The organism is Paenibacillus sp. FSL W7-1279 (genome assembly GCF_037969845.1).
GTDB lineage: Bacteria > Bacillota > Bacilli > Paenibacillales > Paenibacillaceae > Paenibacillus_AQ.
Genome location: NZ_CP150215.1, coordinates 6,079,281 through 6,100,600 on the forward strand (window position 1 = coordinate 6,079,281; position 21,320 = coordinate 6,100,600).

23 protein-coding genes are annotated in these 21,320 nt (G+C 51.3%); 8 read left to right on the forward strand and 15 right to left on the reverse strand.

All coding sequences use genetic code 11. From position 1 onward, the window contains the following. Nucleotides 1-13: 13 nt before the first annotated feature. Entirely contained in the window at nt 14-1,138 is a 1,125-nt protein-coding gene (locus MKY82_RS27470; RefSeq protein ID WP_339294790.1) for a threonine-phosphate decarboxylase, read from the reverse strand. A gap of 174 nt (nt 1,139-1,312) precedes the next feature. Here MKY82_RS27470 and MKY82_RS27475 point away from each other — a divergent pair, with 174 nt between their 5' ends. Continuing rightward, nucleotides 1,313-2,314: a lipoate--protein ligase gene (locus MKY82_RS27475; protein ID WP_194544376.1), complete on the forward strand. Its 1,002-nt coding sequence runs from the start codon at nt 1,313-1,315 to the stop codon at nt 2,312-2,314. A gap of 88 nt (nt 2,315-2,402) precedes the next feature. On the opposite strand, the gene MKY82_RS27480 is transcribed toward MKY82_RS27475, so the two are convergent. Continuing rightward, the gene (locus tag MKY82_RS27480; protein WP_071222630.1) at nt 2,403-3,116 is read right to left on the reverse strand and encodes a metal-dependent hydrolase; all 714 of its coding nucleotides are present in this window, start codon (nt 3,114-3,116) and stop codon (nt 2,403-2,405) included. 286 nt (nt 3,117-3,402) lie between these two features. On the opposite strand from MKY82_RS27480, the gene MKY82_RS27485 reads away from it, so the two are divergent. After that, nucleotides 3,403-4,305 (forward strand): DMT family transporter, encoded by a 903-nt coding sequence (locus MKY82_RS27485; protein ID WP_339294791.1) that lies wholly within the window; start codon nt 3,403-3,405, stop codon nt 4,303-4,305. A 38-nt stretch (nt 4,306-4,343) separates the two neighbouring features. Next, a complete protein-coding gene (locus tag MKY82_RS27490; RefSeq protein WP_339294792.1) occupies nt 4,344-5,150 on the forward strand; it encodes a Cof-type HAD-IIB family hydrolase in 807 nt (268 codons plus the stop codon). Nucleotides 5,151-5,286: 136 nt separating this feature from the next. Here the strand turns inward: MKY82_RS27490 and MKY82_RS27495 are convergent, their stop codons facing one another. Further along, the gene (locus MKY82_RS27495) at nt 5,287-6,048 is read right to left on the reverse strand and encodes a TioE family transcriptional regulator (RefSeq protein WP_071222627.1); all 762 of its coding nucleotides are present in this window, start codon (nt 6,046-6,048) and stop codon (nt 5,287-5,289) included. Nucleotides 6,049-6,268: 220 nt separating this feature from the next. Here MKY82_RS27495 and MKY82_RS27500 point away from each other — a divergent pair, with 220 nt between their 5' ends. Then, on the forward strand, nt 6,269-6,679 hold the full coding sequence (locus MKY82_RS27500; RefSeq protein WP_339294793.1) for a GNAT family N-acetyltransferase: 411 nt from the start codon (nt 6,269-6,271) through the stop codon (nt 6,677-6,679). A gap of 290 nt (nt 6,680-6,969) precedes the next feature. Here MKY82_RS27500 and MKY82_RS27505 read toward each other — a convergent pair whose 3' ends face one another. The 5 genes from MKY82_RS27505 to MKY82_RS27525 all read right to left on the reverse strand — a co-directional run bounded on the left by MKY82_RS27505 (nt 6,970) and on the right by MKY82_RS27525 (nt 10,870). Further along, complete coding sequence (locus tag MKY82_RS27505) at nt 6,970-7,104, reverse strand: hypothetical protein (protein ID WP_339294794.1); 135 nt, start codon at nt 7,102-7,104, stop codon at nt 6,970-6,972. A gap of 181 nt (nt 7,105-7,285) precedes the next feature. After that, on the reverse strand, nt 7,286-8,065 hold the full coding sequence (locus tag MKY82_RS27510; RefSeq protein WP_339294795.1) for an MBL fold metallo-hydrolase: 780 nt from the start codon (nt 8,063-8,065) through the stop codon (nt 7,286-7,288). Nucleotides 8,066-8,209: 144 nt separating this feature from the next. After that, nucleotides 8,210-8,446, reverse strand: coding sequence for a hypothetical protein (locus MKY82_RS27515; protein WP_071222624.1), 237 nt, complete (start codon nt 8,444-8,446; stop codon nt 8,210-8,212). After that, a complete protein-coding gene (locus MKY82_RS27520; protein WP_339296724.1) occupies nt 8,443-9,471 on the reverse strand; it encodes a TIR domain-containing protein in 1,029 nt (342 codons plus the stop codon). The genes MKY82_RS27515 and MKY82_RS27520 overlap by 4 nt, the downstream gene beginning before the upstream one ends. 112 nt (nt 9,472-9,583) lie before the next feature. Then, nucleotides 9,584-10,870: a serpin family protein gene (locus MKY82_RS27525; protein WP_339294796.1), complete on the reverse strand. Its 1,287-nt coding sequence runs from the start codon at nt 10,868-10,870 to the stop codon at nt 9,584-9,586. A gap of 189 nt (nt 10,871-11,059) precedes the next feature. Here MKY82_RS27525 and MKY82_RS27530 point away from each other — a divergent pair, with 189 nt between their 5' ends. After that, nucleotides 11,060-11,626, forward strand: a complete 567-nt coding sequence (locus tag MKY82_RS27530) for a GNAT family protein (RefSeq protein ID WP_339294797.1) — start codon at nt 11,060-11,062, stop codon at nt 11,624-11,626. 223 nt (nt 11,627-11,849) lie between these two features. Here the strand turns inward: MKY82_RS27530 and MKY82_RS27535 are convergent, their stop codons facing one another. The 4 genes from MKY82_RS27535 to cysT are packed head-to-tail and all read right to left on the reverse strand — an operon-like array spanning nt 11,850 to nt 15,619. Further along, nucleotides 11,850-12,908: a sulfate ABC transporter substrate-binding protein gene (locus MKY82_RS27535; RefSeq protein WP_339294798.1), complete on the reverse strand. Its 1,059-nt coding sequence runs from the start codon at nt 12,906-12,908 to the stop codon at nt 11,850-11,852. 35 nt (nt 12,909-12,943) lie between these two features. Next, the gene (gene cysA / locus MKY82_RS27540) at nt 12,944-14,008 is read right to left on the reverse strand and encodes a sulfate ABC transporter ATP-binding protein (RefSeq protein WP_339294799.1); all 1,065 of its coding nucleotides are present in this window, start codon (nt 14,006-14,008) and stop codon (nt 12,944-12,946) included. Between the two features lies 1 nt (nt 14,009). Further along, a complete protein-coding gene (locus tag MKY82_RS27545) occupies nt 14,010-14,807 on the reverse strand; it encodes a sulfate ABC transporter permease subunit (protein ID WP_071222618.1) in 798 nt (265 codons plus the stop codon). After that, nucleotides 14,804-15,619, reverse strand: a complete 816-nt coding sequence (gene cysT / locus MKY82_RS27550) for a sulfate ABC transporter permease subunit CysT (protein ID WP_113061514.1) — start codon at nt 15,617-15,619, stop codon at nt 14,804-14,806. Before cysT ends, MKY82_RS27545 begins: the two co-directional genes overlap by 4 nt. A gap of 188 nt (nt 15,620-15,807) precedes the next feature. Here cysT and MKY82_RS27555 point away from each other — a divergent pair, with 188 nt between their 5' ends. Beyond that, complete coding sequence (locus tag MKY82_RS27555; protein ID WP_339294800.1) at nt 15,808-16,209, forward strand: secondary thiamine-phosphate synthase enzyme YjbQ; 402 nt, start codon at nt 15,808-15,810, stop codon at nt 16,207-16,209. A 180-nt stretch (nt 16,210-16,389) separates the two neighbouring features. Here the strand turns inward: MKY82_RS27555 and MKY82_RS27560 are convergent, their stop codons facing one another. The 3 genes from MKY82_RS27560 to MKY82_RS27570 all read right to left on the reverse strand — a co-directional run bounded on the left by MKY82_RS27560 (nt 16,390) and on the right by MKY82_RS27570 (nt 19,084). Next, nucleotides 16,390-16,983: a TetR/AcrR family transcriptional regulator gene (locus tag MKY82_RS27560; RefSeq protein WP_113061516.1), complete on the reverse strand. Its 594-nt coding sequence runs from the start codon at nt 16,981-16,983 to the stop codon at nt 16,390-16,392. A gap of 6 nt (nt 16,984-16,989) precedes the next feature. Then, nucleotides 16,990-17,622 (reverse strand): YigZ family protein, encoded by a 633-nt coding sequence (locus MKY82_RS27565; RefSeq protein ID WP_339294801.1) that lies wholly within the window; start codon nt 17,620-17,622, stop codon nt 16,990-16,992. A gap of 106 nt (nt 17,623-17,728) precedes the next feature. Next, nucleotides 17,729-19,084: a glucose-6-phosphate isomerase gene (locus MKY82_RS27570; protein ID WP_194544386.1), complete on the reverse strand. Its 1,356-nt coding sequence runs from the start codon at nt 19,082-19,084 to the stop codon at nt 17,729-17,731. A 198-nt stretch (nt 19,085-19,282) separates the two neighbouring features. Here MKY82_RS27570 and MKY82_RS27575 point away from each other — a divergent pair, with 198 nt between their 5' ends. Beyond that, a complete protein-coding gene (locus MKY82_RS27575; RefSeq protein ID WP_194544387.1) occupies nt 19,283-20,179 on the forward strand; it encodes an NAD(P)-dependent oxidoreductase in 897 nt (298 codons plus the stop codon). Nucleotides 20,180-20,348: 169 nt separating this feature from the next. Continuing rightward, the gene (locus MKY82_RS27580) at nt 20,349-21,275 is read left to right on the forward strand and encodes a copper amine oxidase N-terminal domain-containing protein (protein WP_339294802.1); all 927 of its coding nucleotides are present in this window, start codon (nt 20,349-20,351) and stop codon (nt 21,273-21,275) included. The last annotated feature ends 45 nt before the right edge of the window (nt 21,276-21,320 follow it).

Below are 21,320 nucleotides of genomic sequence, written 5' to 3' on the forward strand. Positions count from 1 at the left end.
CTGCTAGGCATTCCTATGTCACGCCAGCAGAAGGATTTCCAAGGACCTCCGCGGTTATGGCCAGCAGCCTGTCATTAGCTCCGGCATCCTTAACGGCTAGCCGGATATGACGCTCACCAAGGCCCGGGTACATGGCACAGCTGCGGACAAGCACGCCGCGTCTGCCCATCTCCGACTGAAACCTCCCGGCACTCCATGGCCGCGGAAGCTCCATGAGTAGAAAATTGGCCTCCCCCGGCGTAACGTCATTCCCCAACGCCCGAAAGCCGCGAATCAACTTCTCTCGCTCTGCGCGAATCAATTGCAGCGTATCCAGTTCATATTCCCTGCCGCTGCCAAGACAAGCCTCTCCGGCAAGCAGCGCCAGTCCATTGACGCTCCACGTCACCTGTTTGCCTGCCATCTTGCGTATCACGTCAGGATGCGCGACCGTATATCCGAGCCGCAGGCCCGGAATCGCATAAAACTTGGTCATCGACCGGACAATGACCGTCCGCGGATAGTCCTGCAGCTCCGGCATCAAGGTCTGTCTGTCCACCGGCGGAATGAAATCGATGAAGGCTTCATCCAGCACCAGCCAGGTCCCTTCTTGCTCTGCACATACCGCTATTTCACGGATATCCTCCAGGCTGTATTGAACCCCGTTCGGATTGTTGGGCTGGCCCAAAAACACGAGATCCGTACGGGCCAACAGCTCCATAACATCCGCCTTGTCTGCTCTCCAGTCCCTCTCCGGATGTCCGCACACGGAGTGGATGTCCGAACCAAATTTTAAGGACAATTCCCGATATTCGGAAAAACACGGGTCAACTACGCCCACAATCCCTGGCGTAAGACCCATCAACAAAAGCGCCATGCACTCTGCCGCTCCGTTGCCGACAAGGATTCGTCTGGTATCGGTGCCTAACTCAGCTGCGAGCCGCTCCTTGAACCTGCGGTGTCCCGGATCCGGATAACGAATGACCGCACTCATTCCCTCTTGCAAGGCCGTCATAACGCCTTGCGGCGGTCCGAGCGGGTTAATATTGGCGCTGTAATCCAGGAAAGCCGAGGCTTTCCTTCCGAATGCGGCCGCCGCCGTCTCCACGTCTCCTCCATGGCCGTACACCTCGATCAAGGGCTGTTTTTTGTCGTTCATAAGGGCTCCTCCTGTTCCATGTCCCGGCTCTTGCAAGCCCTGCCGTTATGTAATGCCATCATTATGTCGCTACCGTCCCTGCCTCGTCAACATGGAATGCTTTGTCTCTGCCTTAAAATTGGTTTACAATAGTCTGGAAGCACCACATTTTGATTTGTGACGACGGAGGATACTATGCTATTTATCGATAATCAGGGGATCCACGATCCTTCCATTAACCTAGCGATTGAAGAATATGCCTTGAAGCACTTGTCCATGGACGAGAGCTACCTTCTTTTTTATATCAACAAGCCTTCCATTATTATCGGAAAGCATCAGAATACGATCGAAGAGATCAACCAGGAATACGTTCGTGACAACAACATTCAGGTTGTGCGCCGGCTGTCCGGGGGCGGAGCCGTATACCATGATCTCGGCAACCTGAATTTCAGCTTCATTACGAAGGATGACGGACAGTCCTTCCACAACTTCCTGAAGTTCACGCAGCCGGTTATCGACTTCCTGCAAAAGATGGGCGTGCCCGCCGAGCTTAGCGGCCGGAATGACCTGCAGGTCGGCGAGAAGAAAATTTCGGGGAACGCGCAGTTTTCGACGCGGGGACGCATGTTCAGCCACGGCACGCTCATGTTTGACCTGAACCTTGATGATGTCCAAGCCTCGCTGAATGCCAATCCGGAAAAATTCAAATCCAAGAGCACCAAATCTGTCCGCAGCCGCGTGGCGAACATCAAGGAGCTGCTTGGCACGGATATGACGATTGAACAGTTCCGCGCCGAGCTGCTTCGCTCGATTTTCGGTATGGAACCGGATCAAGTACCGCAATATGTCCTTCAAGAGAAGGACTGGGAGATGATCAACCAGATCTCGAAGGAACGCTACCAGAACTGGGATTGGAACTATGGGCTATCCCCGGAAAGCAATGTGAAGCATGCCAAGAAGTTCCCGGTGGGCATTATCGATATCCGAATGGACATCCGTGAAGGACATATCGGAGAGATCAAGATTTACGGCGACTTCTTCGGCGTCGGCGATGTCGCTGATATCGAGAACCTGCTCCGCGGCAAACGGTATGAAGAAACAGCGGTGCGCACCGCGTTATCCGGCATCGACGTCAAGTTTTACTTCGGCAACCTTGAGCTCGACGATCTGATCGGCTTGATTTTCCTTGAGGAATAGAGCCGGCTCGTATTAAATAAGCCTCCCGCCCGTATGCAACATGCACAAGGGTGGGAGGCTTTTTCATTTCAAACAGGTATACCTCGGATCAAGAGGAGGCCATAAACACATACCAAACGAGGACCAGCGTTAACACAATGCAGGCATTCTCTACCGTGCGTCCCCATTTGCTTCCTGTGCTCATGATTTTCAGTTTAATTCTCCATTTGAACGGAGGAAGCGGGCGGATTCCGCGATTGGTCAATGCATCTGCAAGCAAATGAATGGAGTAGGATAAACCGCCGGCAAACCATAGGCTTTCCCCGCCGATCTTGCCCTGCGACGCGAAATACAGCAGGCCCGTCCATCCGGCAGCGGCATAGACGGTATGGGTTAACCCCCGGTGGGTCACCAAGGAGCCTGCAATAAGCACGCTGCCTGCGATCGTGTTCCACGGGCTGAAGCCCTGCCCAAATGATATCAGTCCGAGGCCGATCAGGAACATGACGATATGGCGCAAGGTCCGGCTTGGCAGGTACGAAACCACCCCGATCAGTCCGGCCAGGGCGATGTTCCAAGGGGCATACTCCTTGCCGTAGAAGACAACAAAGATGGCTGCGCCGATCATGGCCAGCTGAAGGATTCGCAGCAACCCGGAAGGAATCGCTTTGCGCACCAGCAGAGAGTTGGGCTCGTCAATATCGGGAAGCAGCGCGCTAACCAAAGCCACTGCGGCAGCCGGCAATGTGACAGGCACTCCGCTCATGCCCATGACGGATAACGTGACCCCTGTGCTAATAATCAAATGAGCTCTGCCCATCATGATGACAATCTTCCTTTCTAAGCTCAATGCTGACTATGGGATCGATGGATCGCTTGCCGACCTTCACCTCCGATAGCCCAGGGTCATGAGAATGTACGTTCGGTTCATTAGTATAGCAAAATCATCCTCTTTTTGTCTACCCCTCCCACTTGGGTTAGGCCAAAAATGGTTGTCCGATTCTCTGATATGGGATACAATTTGATCACTTGCCCAAGGTTACGACCGGGGACGAATGCACGGGAATCTCATCAGGAGTTTCACATCTTCAAGAAAGGATGACTACCGAGTGAATCGCTCACGAATTGCCGATCTCAGCCTGCTTCTGGTGGCCATGATGTGGGGATCTACGTTCCTCATCGTTCAGCATGCGGTCCGCGTGTTCCCGCCGATGGCTTTCAATTCAGTCCGCTTTCTGGGAGCGGCCCTGCTCCTTGCATGGATCATCACCCTCTTTTACCGGAGCCAGTGGAAGCTAATAACCGGCAAAATGCTGCTGCATGCTTGCCTGCTGGGTCTTTTTTTATTTATAGGGTACGCCTTTCAAACCGCGGGCCTTCTGTACACCACCACGTCCAATACAGGCTTTATTACCGGCTTGTCCGTCGTGCTGGTCCCTTTCATATCCTATGCTCTGCTAAGGCACTCCATCTCCAAATTCACCTGGATCAGCGCCTTGCTTGCGGTGGCAGGGCTGTATCTGCTTACCTTCACCGGATCCGGCATGAGCCTGAATAAAGGGGATTTGCTGGTGCTCGTTTGCGCCATCGGTTTTGCGCTCCATATCGGTTACACGGGCGTTTATGCCGGGAGATACCCTGCTTTGCTGCTGGCGGCGCTCCAGATGGCTGTCGTGGGGATATTGAGCTTAGCGGCATCTGCGCTAACCGAGCATGTCGGCAATGTGACCAACCTGATGGGGAAGCTGACCCAGCCGAACGTGCTGTGGGCGCTGGCTGTATCCATCGGACCTACCAGCGCATTCGCCTTCTGGATCCAAACCGTCTGTCAAAAATATACGACGCCGTCCAGGGTGGCCATCATCTATGCAACGGAGCCGGTATTCGCCGCGCTGACCGGAATCCTGTTCGCGGGAGAGCGGCTTACGCTCATCGGCGGCATCGGTTGTCTATGCATTTTGGCAGGAATGATGATTGCGGAATTGAAGTCTGCGCCACAGAAGGTACAATAGAGTTAAAGACAGAGACAGAAACAAAAGGAGAGATACCCATGACAACTTACAAATTGATGGCCATCGACATTGACGATACCTTGATCAATGACGATAAGGAAGTAACCCCCGGCGTCCAGCAGGCGCTTGAGCAAGCCGTAGCCCACGGTGTCGTTGTGACACTGGCAACCGGGCGTGCCTATGCGTCCGCTCAAGCTATTGCCCGTCAAACCGGACTCAACGTTCCCATTATCACCTACCAGGGCGCCCTGATTAAAAATCTGCTCGACGAGAAGGTTCTCTACGAACGCTTTGTACCCGTCGATGCAGCCGTGAAGCTGTATGAATACTGCGTAGAGCACAATCTCCATCTGCAAACCTACATCGATGACAAGCTGTATGCCCGTGAAGAGAATCAGAAGCTGATCGATTACTGTGCCCTGAACCGGACGCCGTATTACATCGAGCCTGATTTTATGAAAATGGTTCAGAAACCGACCCCGAAAATGCTCATCATTGACGATCCGGACTATCTGGATGAACTGATCCCTGTATTCCGTGAGCTGCTGGGCGATGACATGCACATTACCAAATCCAAACCGCATTTTCTGGAGTTCATGCATAAGGAAGGCACGAAGGGACATGCGCTCACCTTCCTTGCCGATCATTTCGGCTGCGATCTTAAGGAAACCATCGCTGTCGGCGATTCCTGGAACGATCACGAGATGCTGGAAGCCGCCGGTCTTGGCGTCGCTATGGGCAATGCGATCGAGCCGCTTAAGGCAATTGCCGATTACGTTACGCTTGGGAATAACGAAGACGGCGTGAAACATGTCATTGATAAATTCGTGCTCAACCAAGCTTAATATCCGGAACAAATAAATCTGCGCAATTAAGCCTCCATGATATCCATGGGGGCTTGTTCATGTCCTTTAAAAAACGCAGCCAGTGCGTTCCCTAACAGGTCACGAGGGACGGCGCAGAGCCTTCGCGGCTTGTCCGTCATTCCCGATCCGGGTTAAACGTTAGAATCGGCTTCAGAAGCGCCGCATCGTTGAACTCCAGCAGGCCAACCTCCATGCACAGCTCCATCAATTTATGAATGCCGTTGTATTGCTGCAGATTCCGTTGATGGATGACGGACAACGCTTCGCGAACCATTTTTTGGGCCTGTTCAATGCTCTGATGCTCCACGGCCTGAATAATCTCCTTGATACTCTCCAAGTAATATACGGTCCGCCTGAGCGAGCGGATCAGCAAAATCTGCCTGACTTGCGACGGGGTATACAGCCGATATCCATTCTCGGGGTTTCGATCCGGGGTGATCAAGCCTTCCTTCTCCCAGTGACGGATGGCGGACGATTCCACGTTGGTCAGTTCGGCGACCTCGCCGATTGTCATATGGGGTTTGAGCTTTTTATCCTTGATGATGTTAAGTTCGGGATTCTCGAGCAAGGCAAGCGTTTCGTCCGCAATGTTTTTTTCCTGCAACAGTTTGACCTGCTCCCCATTCACGAGCCAGAGGGCTTCATCCATCTCCCTCTTCTGAATGTGGCGAATCACATCATAAGTAACCGCGTAACCAAAGCCCGGAAACATGGCGCGCAGACAACGGAAGTAAGCCATATGCATTTGCGTGTATAAACGGTAGCCCTTCTCGTTCCGGGCAGGAGGGGGTACCACTCCCCAAGATTCATAATGCCTTAAAGCACTCGTGCTGATTTGCAGCTCTTTGGCGATATCTTTCGGCTTGTAGTAATGCATGCCGTTCCCTCCCCAATCACGATTGAGAACCTACTTTACCAGAATCGCAAGCCATTGGCAAACCTTAAATTAAAACATTAAAGTGCAATGAGAAGATTTGTTGGATAACATCCTCGACATGGTTGGATCCGCTGCAGGACATCTTCTCACTTGCATCAATGTTGTATATTGAGTGGTGTAGAGGCAAGATGAACTTATTATTAACCGCGGGAGGCTGATTATGATGAACGTGCACATAACCGAGGAGTTTCCACAGAATCAAGAATACATGGATCTAAAAGCAGTTGCAGGGCTGCCTGAGGTTGAGATTTCGGCCATAGCAACAGCGCTAAACCGCAGCGTGCTGTCCCTTCTGGCCAGAGACGACAATGACCGGCTGATCGGGATGGGAAGGGTCGTAGGCGATGGCGCTTTCTATTTTCAACTGGTGGATATTATGGTTGCGGCCTCCCACCTTGATCAAGGGGTTGAAGAGATGATCGTGTCCGAGCTGCTCTCCCGGCTGGCAAAAATAGCGCCAAGCGGAGCCGAAGTCACCGTCATCACTGACGTGCCCGGAATCAAGCTGTACCAACATGCCGGCTTCAAGCTGCTGTACCCTGATCGATACGGCATGGCCAGGTCTGTGTAAGAGAGCGGGGCCTTCAAACCTGTGTATGGCATCTCACTGGGCTGCGAATTGGTTCCGCTGCATCTCGCTTTCTTTCATTATTCAAATAGTCCTCGAATTGTTGATAAATCAATATTGACTCATGAAACGGCTGTTCCGGATTGTTTCTATTGTGGTATAATCAATATATAGGAAGCGTAAAATAATAAAAGTCACGATGCTCGATACATCGTGACTTTTAACAAAGGCCAGTGGGCTACCCACGGCGAGAGATTCATACGAAATGAAAAACCACCGGTTAGGGAGCCAACCTATCGCCGGTGGTTTTTCTTGTCTTTACGTATTTTCTTCTGTTTTCCGCTACCATGCAAAGTCTTCAGGCCAGCAAAAATACCAACCACTTTTAGTAGCACATCCAGAATCTTCACCAAAAGATCAAGTGACACAGCGTCACCCCCTTTCGGGTAGCTTCGCCGTGTCAACATCCCACCGGTTACTCTCGCGGATAATGTTATTAGCTGTCTTTTGGATCTCTCCCAGTGCCTATCTAGCCAAGTTCACATCTTTAGCCCAGGTTGCATTGTAATCGGCGCTGTATGCATCCGTATCGAGTCCATCATATTTTTTTCACTTGCTTAGACTCACGGTCATCCCTGTCCTCGCCACGCGGACTTCCTCCGGAAGAGGCAGCTCCTTCCGAACGTCGACGTCATGAGACATATGGGTATACACCGTTTGGCGAGGCTTCACCTCGGCGAGCAGCTCTGCCGCTTCCTTCATGTCATAGACGGAGCGCGTCTCAAATTTGGCGGTTTCATGAACAAAGCTGGTTCCGAGGACCAGCAAATCCACGCCATTCAGCGGTTCCTTTTCCGCAGGGCTCAGATTAATCGAGTCGGAATTGTATACCCAGACGTACCCGTCCTTCTGAAACCGATATGCATAAGAATATCCGTTCTGTCCATGGTTTACCTTCCAGCAGGAAATCTCCCAGCCGCCCAGTGAAAAGCCATCATCGACTGGCGTCATCTCCATCTGTCGCGGAAGCCATGGATACTGGCGGACAATTTGCTCCAGCACCTCGGCAGGGGCGTATAACCGTCCCTTTTCCCTCTGCCATCTGCAGGCATCGCTCCATTCCGGCAGGCCGCCGATATGATCAAAATGGGCGTGCGTAATCAGCATATCGCTCATCTTCCGCTTTCCCAGCTCCTCCATCATGGAGCGCCAATCCGGGCCGCAGTCGATCATGAAGGACGTTTCATCGCACTCTACCATAACGGCAGAGCGCAAACGCCGATTGATCCCCGTATTCCGGGCTTCCGTGCATACCTCACAATCGCAATATACCCGCGGAACGCCCATGGCATCTCCCGTTCCCAAAAAAGTCAATGTATCCCCGCTCACACGACATCCCCCATTTGTGTTTATAGATTTGTTCTTGTTTGCGTAAACCTTGTCCCTATATTGTATAAGCGCACGAAGAAAAAACAAAGACCGCCCGGATCATCCCGAACGGTCTTTCGTCTTAAACGGTATCATAGCAATTCATTAAGCAAATGAGGGCTTATTATCGTCAACAGCTCCGCTGATGACCTTGACGTATTTCTTATCTACACCTTCCACAGAAGGACCAACATATACACTGTTCTTGCTTGGGCGTCTAACCGAGCGCTTCCGGGATTTCAGCGTACTCATCATCGGTACGGGTCCCCGAACCACCCAGCTGCTGCCATTGGCGGACCCCTGCGGATGACCTGACGTTCTCTTCTTCTCATTCCTGCTCACGACGAATCCCCTCCAACTAAATGCCTGATGGTACGAAGCAGCTCACGATTCTGTTCTACAACCTCCGCGAGATCTTCATCCGTAAGAATCTCATGTCCCGTAAAATGCACGGACAATACATGATTTACACCTAAAGGATAGCAGAACACATACACCTGCGCAACTTCCTCTTCGTGATAAAATGCCCATTTTCCACTATTATAGACATCTATCACGTAAATCGACTGGTTACTTGGCGAATGTTCCTTACTCCCATCGAACGGGAAATACCGTCCTCTACCTACATTACCCGCAATTTGGGCAATGCCTTCATCTCTTCGGCCCCAGAAGGCGGCCCCGGTCACCCTGAAATCCCCTGCAGCCGGCGGGAGCAAGGAATTTCGGACAGCTTCACTCAGTGCATGATATTTTTCCGCTTCATCACTCACATGCACATTTCGGTTATATTCCCAGAAAAAATGCAGCACGCTTTGCTTGCGCCTCAGCTCCGCATCCTTCTGTTCAATCACGGTGCTCGGATTGTTGTAGAACCCTTCGGTTTCGATCGCGCTCAGTATATGCCCGCAAGCGACATCGACGGCTGATTTGTAATCGTCATCGCTTCGCAGTTCATATTCGAGCAGCGTTAAGCCCTGCAGGTCGGAGAGTAGATGATAATCCTTAACGATCACGTCTTGAACGGAACTGCTGTCTGCCTCCACCTGATCCGGGATAATGCAGTACACCCTTCGCCGCCCGAGCCTTCCCCAATACAGCCCCATCTCGAACAGCGTGTTGTCGCGGGTAACAAATACATGTTTGCCTCGAATGAGTGCCACATCATCCGGAGAAAAGACGAACACACCAAAATCACTGGACGCCAGCTGCTTCTCCAAAGCTTCCATCGTATACAGGTTCGCCCCGAACGTTCCGCCGTACCAAGGTGTCACTTGGGCGGACCGTTTGAGCTGTTCGTGGATCGCCCTTGCATACTTGATGGCCTCTCTGGAAGAACCTATGAATAAATTCGGCTTCGGTATGGTCATAGGCACATCCTATTCTCCCTTTGTTATACATTTTAGTCTTATTCGACCATTATAACAAAGTTGCCTATTTTTGGGTGAAAATTATGGCAGGCGCATGTTGGTATAGTATATGCTAAGGTTTCAAAACAGACCCCATAAATAACCATGTGCCGGTGTCCCGATCTTCAATGGCAAAAAAAAAAGGGCGGTCAACATTCATGACGATCGGCTGGGAGGTCAGAGCAGCAGTTGTCTCGATCCCGACTGCTGTAATTGCAGCAGCCTCTGTTCCCTTTTCGCTGACATCAACTACGGTTTTGTGTTTTATCTTATCAATCCAAAATTTCTCTCCATCGGCTGCCATGGCGCTAAAATCAGCTGCATCGCTGTCGAATGCCTGAATCATCCCCAAACTTTGAAGCGCATTCGGGAGCTCGAAGGTCTGTTCCACCTTGAATTTGGGCAGCCCAAGCTGGATGGTCTCATGCGGGAAATCACCTTTCCAGACGGACGCATCCTTCCACAGCTGCTGCTGCAGCTCATCCATGGATGAGGATTCCTTCGGCAAGATGACCAGCATATGCATGCGGCCATCTCCATAAGGAATGCGGATCGCCTGCCAGGACTCCCCTTCTTTGTAACTGTATCGTCCTTCCCGCTTCATCATCGGAATTTTTTGAGTGGTGCCGTCAGAAAGCGTGAATTCTTCATCCACGGTATTCGCCGGATCAAATTCATCCATCCACCCGCCGTTAAAATAAATGGCATTGATCAGAACCGCAACGCCGCCCGGGGGCTTATCATATATCGAAGGAATCATGCCGCTCGTCTTGTCGTTCACCCACCGATTTATGGCATCCATTGCATCGGCATGCAACAAGTCGGCCTCCTTAACTTCAGCACGATAGCTATCCTTAACGGCCTGCAAATACGTCTTCTTCATCTCAAGGCCTGGCTGGTGCCAAACGGAATTGGCCACATTCAGCACGACGCCTCCCCCGTTCTCCAGCAATGATCGCAGCTGGCGGTTCCCATCGTTGATATCAGCCACATTCATGTCCTTCCATCCAAGTACGCCGGACATCTCGGCGGCCGTACCGCCCGCTGTCCCGTTATAGGCCAGTGCCAAAGCTTGCGTAACGCTGTACGGAGAAATAATCAGATTATCACTTCTGTACTCCGGGTTATTCGATAACGCCTGATGCAATCGTAAGCCAAAATCATTCTGTGCTTCCACCATGCCGGTATTAATCTTGCTCAACACCTCTTTACGTTCCTCAGCCGACAATTCCTTCACTTTGGGCTGCTTAAGCTTATCTACAATCGCGTGCGGTTCCCCTGACTGGATCTCGCCGCCCTGAGCGCAAGCGGTAAGCCCCATAAGTAAACATAGGCCAGAGAGTACCATCCTCTTTCGCATAACCTTGTCCCCCTTCAATCTCAGATTCTTTGTCTATCTGCTATTGACGGAATGGCGTCACCTAATGTTTCATATAAAGGATCATTTATCCAAATTTAGTTGGCAACCAACTTGTTCACCGTTACAATGTAGAGAACCCGGACCGTACTTAAGCATGTACAGAATACAGAGCGAAAGGAATTTCTACATATGCAAAAAATTCGCCTTGAAGGCAGCAAAGTGACGCTAAGATCCAGGAAACCCGAGGATACCCAGGTTTTATATAATCTGATCTATGGCACGAAGAATCCGGAATGGAAAAAATACGACGCTCCTTATTTCCCGCTCAAGCAGATTTCCTACGAAATATTTGAAACGCAGTGGAACGCCGACTTCGAAACCGATCAATTTCCGAGTGATTTGCTCATCGAAGCAGAGGGAAAGACGATTGGCATCGTCACGTTCTATTGGGAGCATGAACCCTCACGCTGGCTGGAAGCGGGCATCCTGATTTACGATCCGAGCCATTGGAGCGGCGGATACGGCACGGAAGCGCTGTCGCTGTGGGTGGAATGTCTGTTTCAAAATCTCACCATCGCTCGTGTCGGCATCACCACCTGGTCCGGCAATCCGAGAATGATGCGCTGCGCGGAGAAGGTTGGCATGCAGCTCGAAGGCCGTATGCGAAAGTGCAGATATTACGAGGGCGTTTACTACGATTCCATTCGCATGGGCATTCTGCGCGAAGAATGGGAAGCGCGGAAAATGAGCGTGTAGGGCAAGGATTGTATGGCACCATCCGTTTACATGGAAAACTTCCAGTACATGAGGCGTTATTCAGATCATTGCTTAATGTTCTATATATACAAATAAGAGCCGGCCAGGAGATCCTGGACGGCTCGCTTTTTTGTCTTTTTTGATCGACGGACCATGTACGAAACGCAGCTCAACACGCGACTGACCCTCATGAACCCTCAATCGCTCCCGTTTGCCGCGAGCATCATAGACCGGCCAGCACCTGATACCAGACTCCGCGCTTGGAATACAGCGTCTCGCGCACCTGATCCCATCCACCCAGATACTCGATATCGAATAACCCCGGCGGGTTGGAAAACTGATCCTTCGTCTGTTCATACACCGATTCTTCAACTGGACGGAACCCATACTTCACGAATATGCTCTGCGCCTCCGGCGTGCGCAAGTACTCTACGAAAGCTGCCGATACATCCAGCGTGCCGTGTTTTTCAGCGAAACGCTCGACGACTGCCGCCGGATTCTCGATCAGCATCGTGTGCTGCGGCACAACGATATCATATTGGACGCCTTGGGCAATCCGGGCGAGCAGCTCGTTCTCATACGTGACGATCACGTCGCCGACCCCGTATTCAAAAGCCGCCATGGAAGCCCGCCCGCTTTTATCGAGCGATTCCACATTGCGGTGAACCGCTTCAAGGAAGGCTTTCGCTTCGGCAGGATCACGCTTTCCGTTCTCTTCCGATTGTTTCAGCCCCGCGCCGTAGATCGCGTTAATGTCCCACTGAGCGCCGCCCGAGGTCTTCGGATTCGGATACAGCACCTTGACGTCCGATCGGGTCAGATCGTCAAAATCCCGTATTCCTTTCGGATTTCCCTCGCGCGTGCCGAGAACGACAATCGATCGTGTCACCATGCCGTTATACGGCTGAGATTTCCATTCCGGGTCCACAAGCCCTTCCCGAACCAGCTTGTCGACATCCCCTTCCATGGCAAGCAGCGTTACGTCGGCCTCAAATCCGCCCGTGATGGCACGAGCTTGTGTTCCGGAAGCCTCGTAGGATTCCTGAAACCGAATGGTTTCTCCCGTCTGCTCCTTCCACTGCGCTTGAAAAGCAGGGATGATCTCGGACAGGGCATCTCTGGCCACGCTGTACGCGCCCAGAACGATCGTTCTCTCTCCCGCTCGGGACATCACTTCTTCGCGATCCGGCGAATCACTGGCGCATCCTGCCATAAAAAAACTGAAGAGAAGCGCCATGCCAACCAGCAGGAATGAGGTGCGTTTCATATTTAAGATCCGCATGAATGAATCCACTTCCCTTCGGATATTTAGAACCATCAGATCATAATTGGCATCGGGTCGACCTTCAGTCGATTTTCCTCGATCCAGCTGTGCTCTTCATTAAAGAGATAAGCCCGGTGAACGAGGACCCGGACCTCTTGACCCGGATACAGCGTTTCCTTCTCCAGTGAACGGTAGGTGATCAGCTTATGTCCCTTAACCTCCACCTCCACCAGCCATTCGCTGCCACGGAAATGCAGATGACGGACGATCCCCGTCTCCGTTGCAGACAACACGCTGAAATCATGCTTGCTGCCAATCTCGATATACTCCGGACGAATCAGAGCACGCGTCGCATTCTTGTTAGCCGCTGCCTCAAATCCCTTCAGCTCGCCCGCGCTCGAAATCACGGTGGACTCGCCTATGAATGAAGCGACAAACGGCGTCTTCGGCTCCTTGTAAATATCCCAAGGCGTTCCCTTCTGCTCCACGCGCCCCTGATTAATAATCATAATTTCATCCGCGACTTCAATTGCCTCATCCTGGTCATGCGTAACAAAAATCGACGTAATGCCGACCCGCTCGATCAGCTCGCGAAGCCAGGAGCGAAGCTCCTGGCGGATCTTCGCATCGATGGCAGCAAACGGTTCATCCAATAAGAGCAGCTGCGGTTCAGGTGCCAGCGCTCTGGCAAAGGCTACACGCTGACGCTGTCCGCCCGATAACTGGTGCGGATAGCGGCTCTCAAAACCTTTTAAGCCGGTCAGCTCCACCAATTCCATTACCCGGTCCCTGATTATCCCCTTGGGAGTCTTCTTTACCTTCAAGCCGAAAGCGATGTTATCAAACACGGTCATATGCTTAAACAAGGCATAATTCTGGAATACAAAACCAATTCCGCGCTCCTGCGGCGGCAGATCATTAACCACTTGGCCATGAAAGGAGATTTGCCCGGAGTCCGGATTCTCAAGCCCGGCCAGCATGCGCAGGATGGAGGTTTTGCCGCCTCCGCTGGGCCCCAGAAGTCCAATCAGATGTCCCTTCTCAATCTCGAAGCTGACATCCTTGACGGCATGAAACGTACCAAAATGCTTGTTCAGATCGCGAACCTCCACATGCATATCAATGCACATCCTTTCTTTTTTTAGCCCATTCCATCAACAGCAAGAGTCCTACCGAGAAGGCAGCCAATACCAATGCGACGCCATTCGCCGCAGCCACGTTAAAATTCTCCACATCCTGATATACTAACGTTGTCGCCGTCTGAGTTTTATTCATGATATTACCGGACACCACCAGCACCGCACCAAACTCGCCCAATGAACGGGCCACCGTGAGTACCAGGCCATATACGACAGCCCACCGGATGGAAGGCCATGTTACCTTTCGGAACGTTGTCCATTCGTAAGCCCCCAGCGTCGCTGCCGCCTGTTCCTGATCATTTCCAATTTCCTGCAATACAGGCATGACCTCACGAACCATGAGCGGAAACGTGACGAACAGTGTGGCGATTACCATACCCGGGAAAGCATATACCACTTTAAACCCGATCCCTTCAAAAAAACCGCCGATGATGCTGTCGGGTCCGAGCAGCAGTACAATCATCAAACCGCCAATGACCGGCGATACCGCATAGGGCAAATCGACAATGCTGTTCAGAATGCCCTTGATCTTTCGGCTCAGCCAATTCGCCCGTACCAGGTACAACGCCATCATGATGCCAAACAACGCATTGAAGAACGTAACGAATACCACTATAAGCCCCGTCATCATCAGGGCATGCAAGGCTTCCGGCCTGAACAAACCTTCGGCAAACCCGCTCAGCCCTTTATCAAACGCACCGATCGCAATTCGGGACAGGGGGATGATTAACAGAATAATAAATACGGCGTACGTAAGTCCGATCCACAGACGTCTCAAACTCGTCTCCCCCTCTGCTGTACGGCATTGATCACCCAGAGGATGATAAAAGAGAGGGTAAGGAGCAGAATAGATACCGCAGCCGCTCCAGCAGGATTATCGCTCTCGACCTCACCAAAAATAAAAACCGAGGCAATCAGTGTTCTTCCCGGAATGTTGCCGGCCACCAAGACAACGGCCCCGAATTCGGCTAATGCCCTTGAGAATGCCAGCATTCCTCCGCTGATAATCCCGGGCAGCATCGACGGGAGGATGACTTTAAAAAAAGTTCTCGCCCTGGAAGCTCCCATCGTATATGCAGCTTCTTCTTCGAGCGGGTCGAGCTCCTCCAGCAGCGGCTGAACCGCACGGATGACAAACGGAAACGTAACAAACATCATCGCTATCACAATCGCGGGCTGGTGGAATACAATTTCAAAACCCAATTTCTCTGCCAAACCACCGAGAAAGCTCCCGGGGCCCAGCAGCAGTAATATCATCAGACCGCCAACGGCTGTCGGCAGTGCAAAGGGCAGGTCGACCAGACTGTTCAGCAGCGTCCTTCCCGGAAACTTATATCGTATAAGCACCCATGCAATCATCGTTCCGATAAGCACGTTAATGAAAGTAGAGATGACGCCCAGCTTGACGGTAAGCAGCACAGCCTTCCACGCGATCGGATCCATAATGCTCTCCGTAAAATGACTCCATCCTGCAGAAAATGATTGCACATATACCCCAAAGATCGGCAGTACGATCAAGGCAAGAAAATAAAGCAGTACGGTACTTCGAAACCCCCAAGTCCAACCTTTATGACGAATCCATGTTGTCATCTCGTATCCCTCCCGCCTCCGGATGGCATTCCGGTCGACACTTTCACAAACCATCTTTATATTTCCTATTTGTATACTTGGTTTTCTTTACACATACTTTACCAAAAGCGGAATCCCATCGTCAATCCATCTTTTGCACTTTATCGGGTAAAATAAAAGAAATGGCAAAAAATGAGGAGGTATTCTACATGCTGTATACCGGTGAATTGGAAACGCAAGGTCGCGATGAGATGAGAGATATTACAAGGGAGATCCACTCCTACGTGAAACAAAGCGGGGTCCAGCAGGGAACGGCACTGATCTATTGTCCGCATACGACGGCGGGGATTGCCATCAATGAGAATGCGGATCCCGATGTGAAACGGGACGTCCTGATGTCGTTCGATGAGGTCTATCCTTGGAATCATCCCAAGTATCGCCATGCGGAGGGCAACACCGCTTCCCACCTCAAATCGATCACCTGCGGCCCTTCCCAGACCGTGATCATTCAGAACGGGCACCTGCTCCTTGGACGTTGGCAGGGCATTTATTTCTGCGAATTCGACGGACCGAGGCAGCGCCAATATCATGTGAAGATCATGGAAGGATGATCCCTCAAATAAGATGTTATGTTGACGCCAGCGTATGTATAACAGCACAAAAAGCAGACAGGCACATGCTAGGGGGCGTGGACCTGTCTGTGTTTTATTCATTAAGTGATTGACGTTTCAACGCTAGATCGTTGTAACGGATTGAAGCATCAAGCTGCACGTTTTGACCGTATTTAAACATCAGACCCTGCTGTACAAACTCCGGCATAACACTTTGATATGGGTAAGAGCGGCTGGTTTAATCTCATCAAAACCAATTCTGTCCTGAATATAATACGATATAAATCCATGCAGCGACAAAAACAAAGTCAACGGAACGGTTCGCCGTTCTTCCTCACTGTAATTCTCCTCAAGCAAATACTGACGGACCAGCATAGCAAACATTTCAAAACAGCGTCCCTGCTCAGAGCGACAGTAGGACAGCAGCTCTTCGTCCCGAATCATGAACATGATTTCGTACTGGTAAGGATTATCCAGACCGAAACGAACGAATTCCAGCATCAGCTGCTCCAGCTTCGATACCCCGTCACAGGGAGGCTTTCCCGAGACTTCCAACAGCAAATCACTTAGATCATTAAAGTCCTTCATGACAATGGCGTAGAAAAGCTCCGCCTTTTCCTTAAAATGATAATACAGGGAGCCGTGGCTATAACCCAGATGCTGCCCGATGCTTCGCATCGATATGGCCCTGTATCCTTTGGTTATGAACAAATGCCTGGCTGCTTCCAGTATCCGCTCTCTCGACAACTCGCGTTCGACTGCTCTTCTTGCCATATTATTTTATTCCCCTTCAATAAAATAAAGCCGCTCTCCCTCTGTGATCAGGGACTGCCCCTGTGTCAAATCCACCATCCAAGACATAAAGCTCTCCGCATCACTATCGAGCGGCAAGCAGGTCAAGGTCACCGTGTCGGCAAAGTTTGTCTCTCCCATACGAACGCCTCGGTTGCGTAGCTCGTTCTCCACTTTACCCAGCCAGGTATAATCCAGCTCCACGAAAATCTCCCGATGAAGAACCCTTGTAATCGGATCGCCTGACTCCATCGCAGCCACGGCTCCGTCGGTGTACGCCCGGATCAATCCGCCCGCACCCAGCATAATGCCGCCAAAATAACGCGTGACCACAATGGCTACATTCTTCCGCCCCTGATTGCGGATCACCTCGAGAATTGGCTTACCAGCCGTTCCGCTCGGTTCCCCGTCGTCCGATTGCTTCTGAATCTCATCCCGCTCGCCGATCATATAAGCGGAACAGTTATGGGTAGCATTCCAATGTTTTTTCTTGATCTCTTCAATAAAAGCGACGGCTTCCTCTTCGGTTTCAACCGGCATCACATGCCCGATGAAACGCGATTTCTTGATGACGATCTCTTTGGAGCCCGCCTGACGTACCGTTTTGTAACGATCCAGCATGAAACTACAACCACCTCTATATTGCCAAGAAAGCAGTCCACGGCAATGATATGCCAGCGGACTGCTTCCTTCAGCGTCTTACGTCTAATCCAATGAAAGTGTCAGGTTATTCGGAAAGTCTAGCTTCCAATTCGGCCTTCTCTTTCTCATACCCAGGTTTGCCGAGCAGTGCGAACATATTTTTCTTGTACGCCTCTACGCCCGGTTGGTCAAACGGGTTGACACCCAACAGATAGCCGCTGATACCGCAGGCCTTTTCGAAAAAGTATACCAGATATCCGAACGAATAGGGAGTGAAATCTGGAATTGTCACAATCAAATTCGGAACTTGTCCGTCTGTATGGGCCAGCATCGTGCCTTGGAAGGCCTTTTTGTTAACAAAATCCAATGTTTTCCCGGTCAGGAAGTTCAAGCCGTCCAGATCGTCCGGATCCGATTCGATCGTAATATGCTCGGATACGTTCTCCACCTGAATGACCGTTTCGAAGATGTTGCGGCTGCCTTCCTGGATAAATTGACCCATGGAGTGCAGATCGGTAGAGAAATCGACGGATGCCGGGTAAATCCCCTTGTAATCCTTGCCTTCACTCTCGCCGTAAAGCTGCTTCCACCATTCCGATACAAAATGCAGTGAAGGCTCGTAGTTCACGAGGATCTCGATGCCTTTGCCTTTGCGGTAAAGCGCGTTACGAACCGCCGCATATTGGTAAGCTTCGTTCTCGGCTACGTTCGGGCTGCTGTATTCCTTGGATGCGTCAGCCGCGCCTTGCATCATTTCTTCAATGTTGATGCCTGCCGTAGCAATCGGAAGCAGACCGACCGCTGTCAGCACGGAATAACGTCCGCCTACATCGTCAGGGATGATAAAGGACTCGTAGCCTTCCTCGGTAGCCAGCTTCTTAAGGGCGCCCTTCGCTTGATCCGTCGTAGCGTAAATGCGTTTGCGAGCTTCTTCCTTGCCGTATTTCTTCTCCAATTCCGCACGGAAAATACGGAATGCGATAGCCGGCTCTGTCGTTGTTCCGGATTTGGAGATGACGTTGACGGAGAAGTCCTTGCCTTCAATCAATTGAAGCAGATGGGTCACATAAGTGGAGCTGATGTTGTTACCCGCAAAATAGATTTCCGGTGTCTTGCGCTGGTCCTTCGACAGCTCATTATAGAACGAGTGCGAGAGCATTTCGATGGCCGCGCGCGCCCCGAGGTAGGAGCCTCCGATTCCGATAACGATCAGGACGTCCGAATCGCTTTGGATTTTGGCAGCCGCTTTCTGGATGCGCGAGAATTCTTCTTTATCATACTGCGTCGGCAGGTCGATCCAGCCCAGATAATCGGAGCCGGCTCCCGTACCGTTATGTAACTGTTCATGAGCTGTGCGGATCGGCTCAGCGAAATAATCAACTTCGTGCTGATTGACAAAAGTCAGTGCTTTACTGTAATCAAACTTGATTTTTTTAGACATGCCTTTTAAACCTCCTGTGAATTTAGAAATAGGATACTTTAATTTAATAAAGACCGCAAGTTTCGCGGGCCAACTGTCATCTATTCTTCATGCGAGGATCTCCCTTGCGCTTCCATTCCTCACAAACGCTGGCTTCGTTTCAGGGACCCATGCTAAGATAGAGTGGATCAGGAATCCATAATCGAAGGTGATATAGCTATGAAAAAAATCGGGTTTATCGGACTGGGCACCATGGGCGCTCCCATGGCCTCCAATCTGCTGAAGCAGGATTACGATGTGACCGTGTATAACCGCACCCACGAAAAATGCCGTCCGCTCGCCGAACAGGGAGCCTCCATTGCGGAGACGCCTCGTGAAGCGGCTGAAGGACAAGATCTTGTTATTACAATGGTAAGCAACGACCAATCCATCCGGGATGTATTCTATGGTGAGAATGGCCTGCTTGGCTCCCTGACGAGCGGGATGACCGTCATTGACTGCAGCACGATCTCCGAGAGCCTTGTCAAGGAAATCGCTTCCGCCGTAACCGGTCTGGGCGCTTCCTTCCTGGATGCCCCGGTAACCGGCAGCAAGCCTGCAGCGATGGATGGAACCTTGGTGTTCATGGTTGGCGGCGATGCCGCGGTCATCGAAGCTCATGCAGACGTGTTTGACACCCTGGGCAAAAAAGTCATCCACATGGGACCTAACGGAAGCGGCGCTGTCGCGAAGCTTGCGCATAATACCATCGTGGGCATTAACAATCTGGCGCTTGCCGAAGGCTTTGCCATCGCCGCGAAATCAGGCATTCCCGCTGACAATTTCCTGGAGCTCGTGCAGTTGGGATCAGCCGGCAGCAAAGCGGCAGAGCTGAAGGGACGCAAAATTATCGAGGGCGACTTCAGCAATCAGTTCTCGCTTGCGCTCATGCTCAAGGACCTTAAGCTGGCCTCCTCACTCACCGATGGCATCGGAATGCCTTCCCCTATGCTGAATCTGGCCAAGAGCCTGTTCCAAGCCGGTGCCAGCGAAGGTTATGGCGAAGAGGATCTTTCCGCTGTCGTGAAATGTTATGAAGCCTGGATCGGCCAGAAAATCGGCGAACAGCAGCAGTAATACCAGCTAAGCCATGCTTTGCCTTACACTGGCTCCTTTCATACTGGTTTTCGGATCATCCGGACCAGGAGGAAGGAGCCATTTTTTTGGTCAAATTCATGATTTTCCCCTCCAGAAGAAACTTTTTGCATTTCATTTCGTCTACTATGCAAAGGGAGGAATATACAACATGAAATGGACCACAGGTTTAAAAGCAGTGACAGCCGCTGCGCTATTAACCACTGTACTATCTTCAGTAACAGCTGTATCACCGGCTTCTGCCGCAGCCAAACCTACCACTTCGATTAACAATGTTACCGCGAGCGGCGAAGTGCTGGTCAAGCAGGGCTCCACCTTTGTTACCCTAACCGATCTCAAACCTCTGGGTAACTACGTCATGAAGTACGACAACAGCAAGAAACAGGTGACGATTCAGGGTGACCACCGAACGGTGATTCTCACGGCGGGAAGCACCCGCATGGAAGTGAACGGAGTTCAGAAGACGCTGCCTGCAGCCCCGCTGCTCCATAAAGGCAAGACCATGATTCCCCTGAGGGCCGTAGCCCAAGCTTTTGATGCCGACATCAACTGGAACGGTTCTCTCAAGACGGCTTATATCAATAAAGCAGATGCCGCTATGCTCGCTGACTTAAAGAGCTCCGATCTGGCCACCGCCAGGAATGCTGCTGCCAAGCTGCCTTATTCATCCCAACTGCAGAAACCTGAGCTGGAAATGCTCCCTGTGGAAATGCAGGGCGTGGATTATTATTTTCCAAAAGGCGAATCCAATCGCTTCTTCCTGGTCGATAACGACATCGCCGAATATTACGAAATCCAGGGCGGCGTCAAATATTTGAAATGGCAAGGCAAGCTGGATTACTCCGCCAACGCGGCTGCGAATCAGAAGCTGTTCTTCCTGCCCCCGGTTCAAGCCGAGATCGGTAAGCAGCCGGATGCCAGAAACTGGACTGTAGCTGAATTCGCATTCCGTTATCCTTCCGGCGTCACCAGCTACAAACTGCTCGACCGTAATCAGGAATGGAGCGAAGGATACGTAGAGCTTGATAACCGGGCTCCCGGATATAAAGGCGAGATCGTGACGATCCCGGAGGAATAAGTCCATTATAGCAACCAACGTTAACGGCATGCGTTGATATCCGAC

Coding starts and splice junctions, on each gene's coding strand:
- MKY82_RS27535 (WP_339294798.1), bottom strand. CDS start 12,908: ATGCGGATCTTAAATATGAAACGCACCTCATTCCTGCTGGTTGGCATG.
- MKY82_RS27525 (WP_339294796.1), bottom strand. CDS start 10,870: ATGCGAAAGAGGATGGTACTCTCTGGCCTATGTTTACTTATGGGGCTT.
- MKY82_RS27500 (WP_339294793.1), top strand. CDS start 6,269: ATGATGAACGTGCACATAACCGAGGAGTTTCCACAGAATCAAGAATAC.
- MKY82_RS27495 (WP_071222627.1), bottom strand. CDS start 6,048: ATGCATTACTACAAGCCGAAAGATATCGCCAAAGAGCTGCAAATCAGC.
- MKY82_RS27480 (WP_071222630.1), bottom strand. CDS start 3,116: ATGATGGGCAGAGCTCATTTGATTATTAGCACAGGGGTCACGTTATCC.
- MKY82_RS27570 (WP_194544386.1), bottom strand. CDS start 19,084: ATGTCTAAAAAAATCAAGTTTGATTACAGTAAAGCACTGACTTTTGTC.
- MKY82_RS27555 (WP_339294800.1), top strand. CDS start 15,808: ATGCTGTATACCGGTGAATTGGAAACGCAAGGTCGCGATGAGATGAGA.
- MKY82_RS27575 (WP_194544387.1), top strand. CDS start 19,283: ATGAAAAAAATCGGGTTTATCGGACTGGGCACCATGGGCGCTCCCATG.
- MKY82_RS27520 (WP_339296724.1), bottom strand. CDS start 9,471: ATGACCATACCGAAGCCGAATTTATTCATAGGTTCTTCCAGAGAGGCC.
- cysA (WP_339294799.1), bottom strand. CDS start 14,008: ATGCATGTGGAGGTTCGCGATCTGAACAAGCATTTTGGTACGTTTCAT.
- MKY82_RS27560 (WP_113061516.1), bottom strand. CDS start 16,983: ATGGCAAGAAGAGCAGTCGAACGCGAGTTGTCGAGAGAGCGGATACTG.
- MKY82_RS27580 (WP_339294802.1), top strand. CDS start 20,349: ATGAAATGGACCACAGGTTTAAAAGCAGTGACAGCCGCTGCGCTATTA.
- MKY82_RS27565 (WP_339294801.1), bottom strand. CDS start 17,622: ATGCTGGATCGTTACAAAACGGTACGTCAGGCGGGCTCCAAAGAGATC.
- MKY82_RS27475 (WP_194544376.1), top strand. CDS start 1,313: ATGCTATTTATCGATAATCAGGGGATCCACGATCCTTCCATTAACCTA.
- MKY82_RS27470 (WP_339294790.1), bottom strand. CDS start 1,138: ATGAACGACAAAAAACAGCCCTTGATCGAGGTGTACGGCCATGGAGGA.
- MKY82_RS27530 (WP_339294797.1), top strand. CDS start 11,060: ATGCAAAAAATTCGCCTTGAAGGCAGCAAAGTGACGCTAAGATCCAGG.
- cysT (WP_113061514.1), bottom strand. CDS start 15,619: ATGACAACATGGATTCGTCATAAAGGTTGGACTTGGGGGTTTCGAAGT.
- MKY82_RS27490 (WP_339294792.1), top strand. CDS start 4,344: ATGACAACTTACAAATTGATGGCCATCGACATTGACGATACCTTGATC.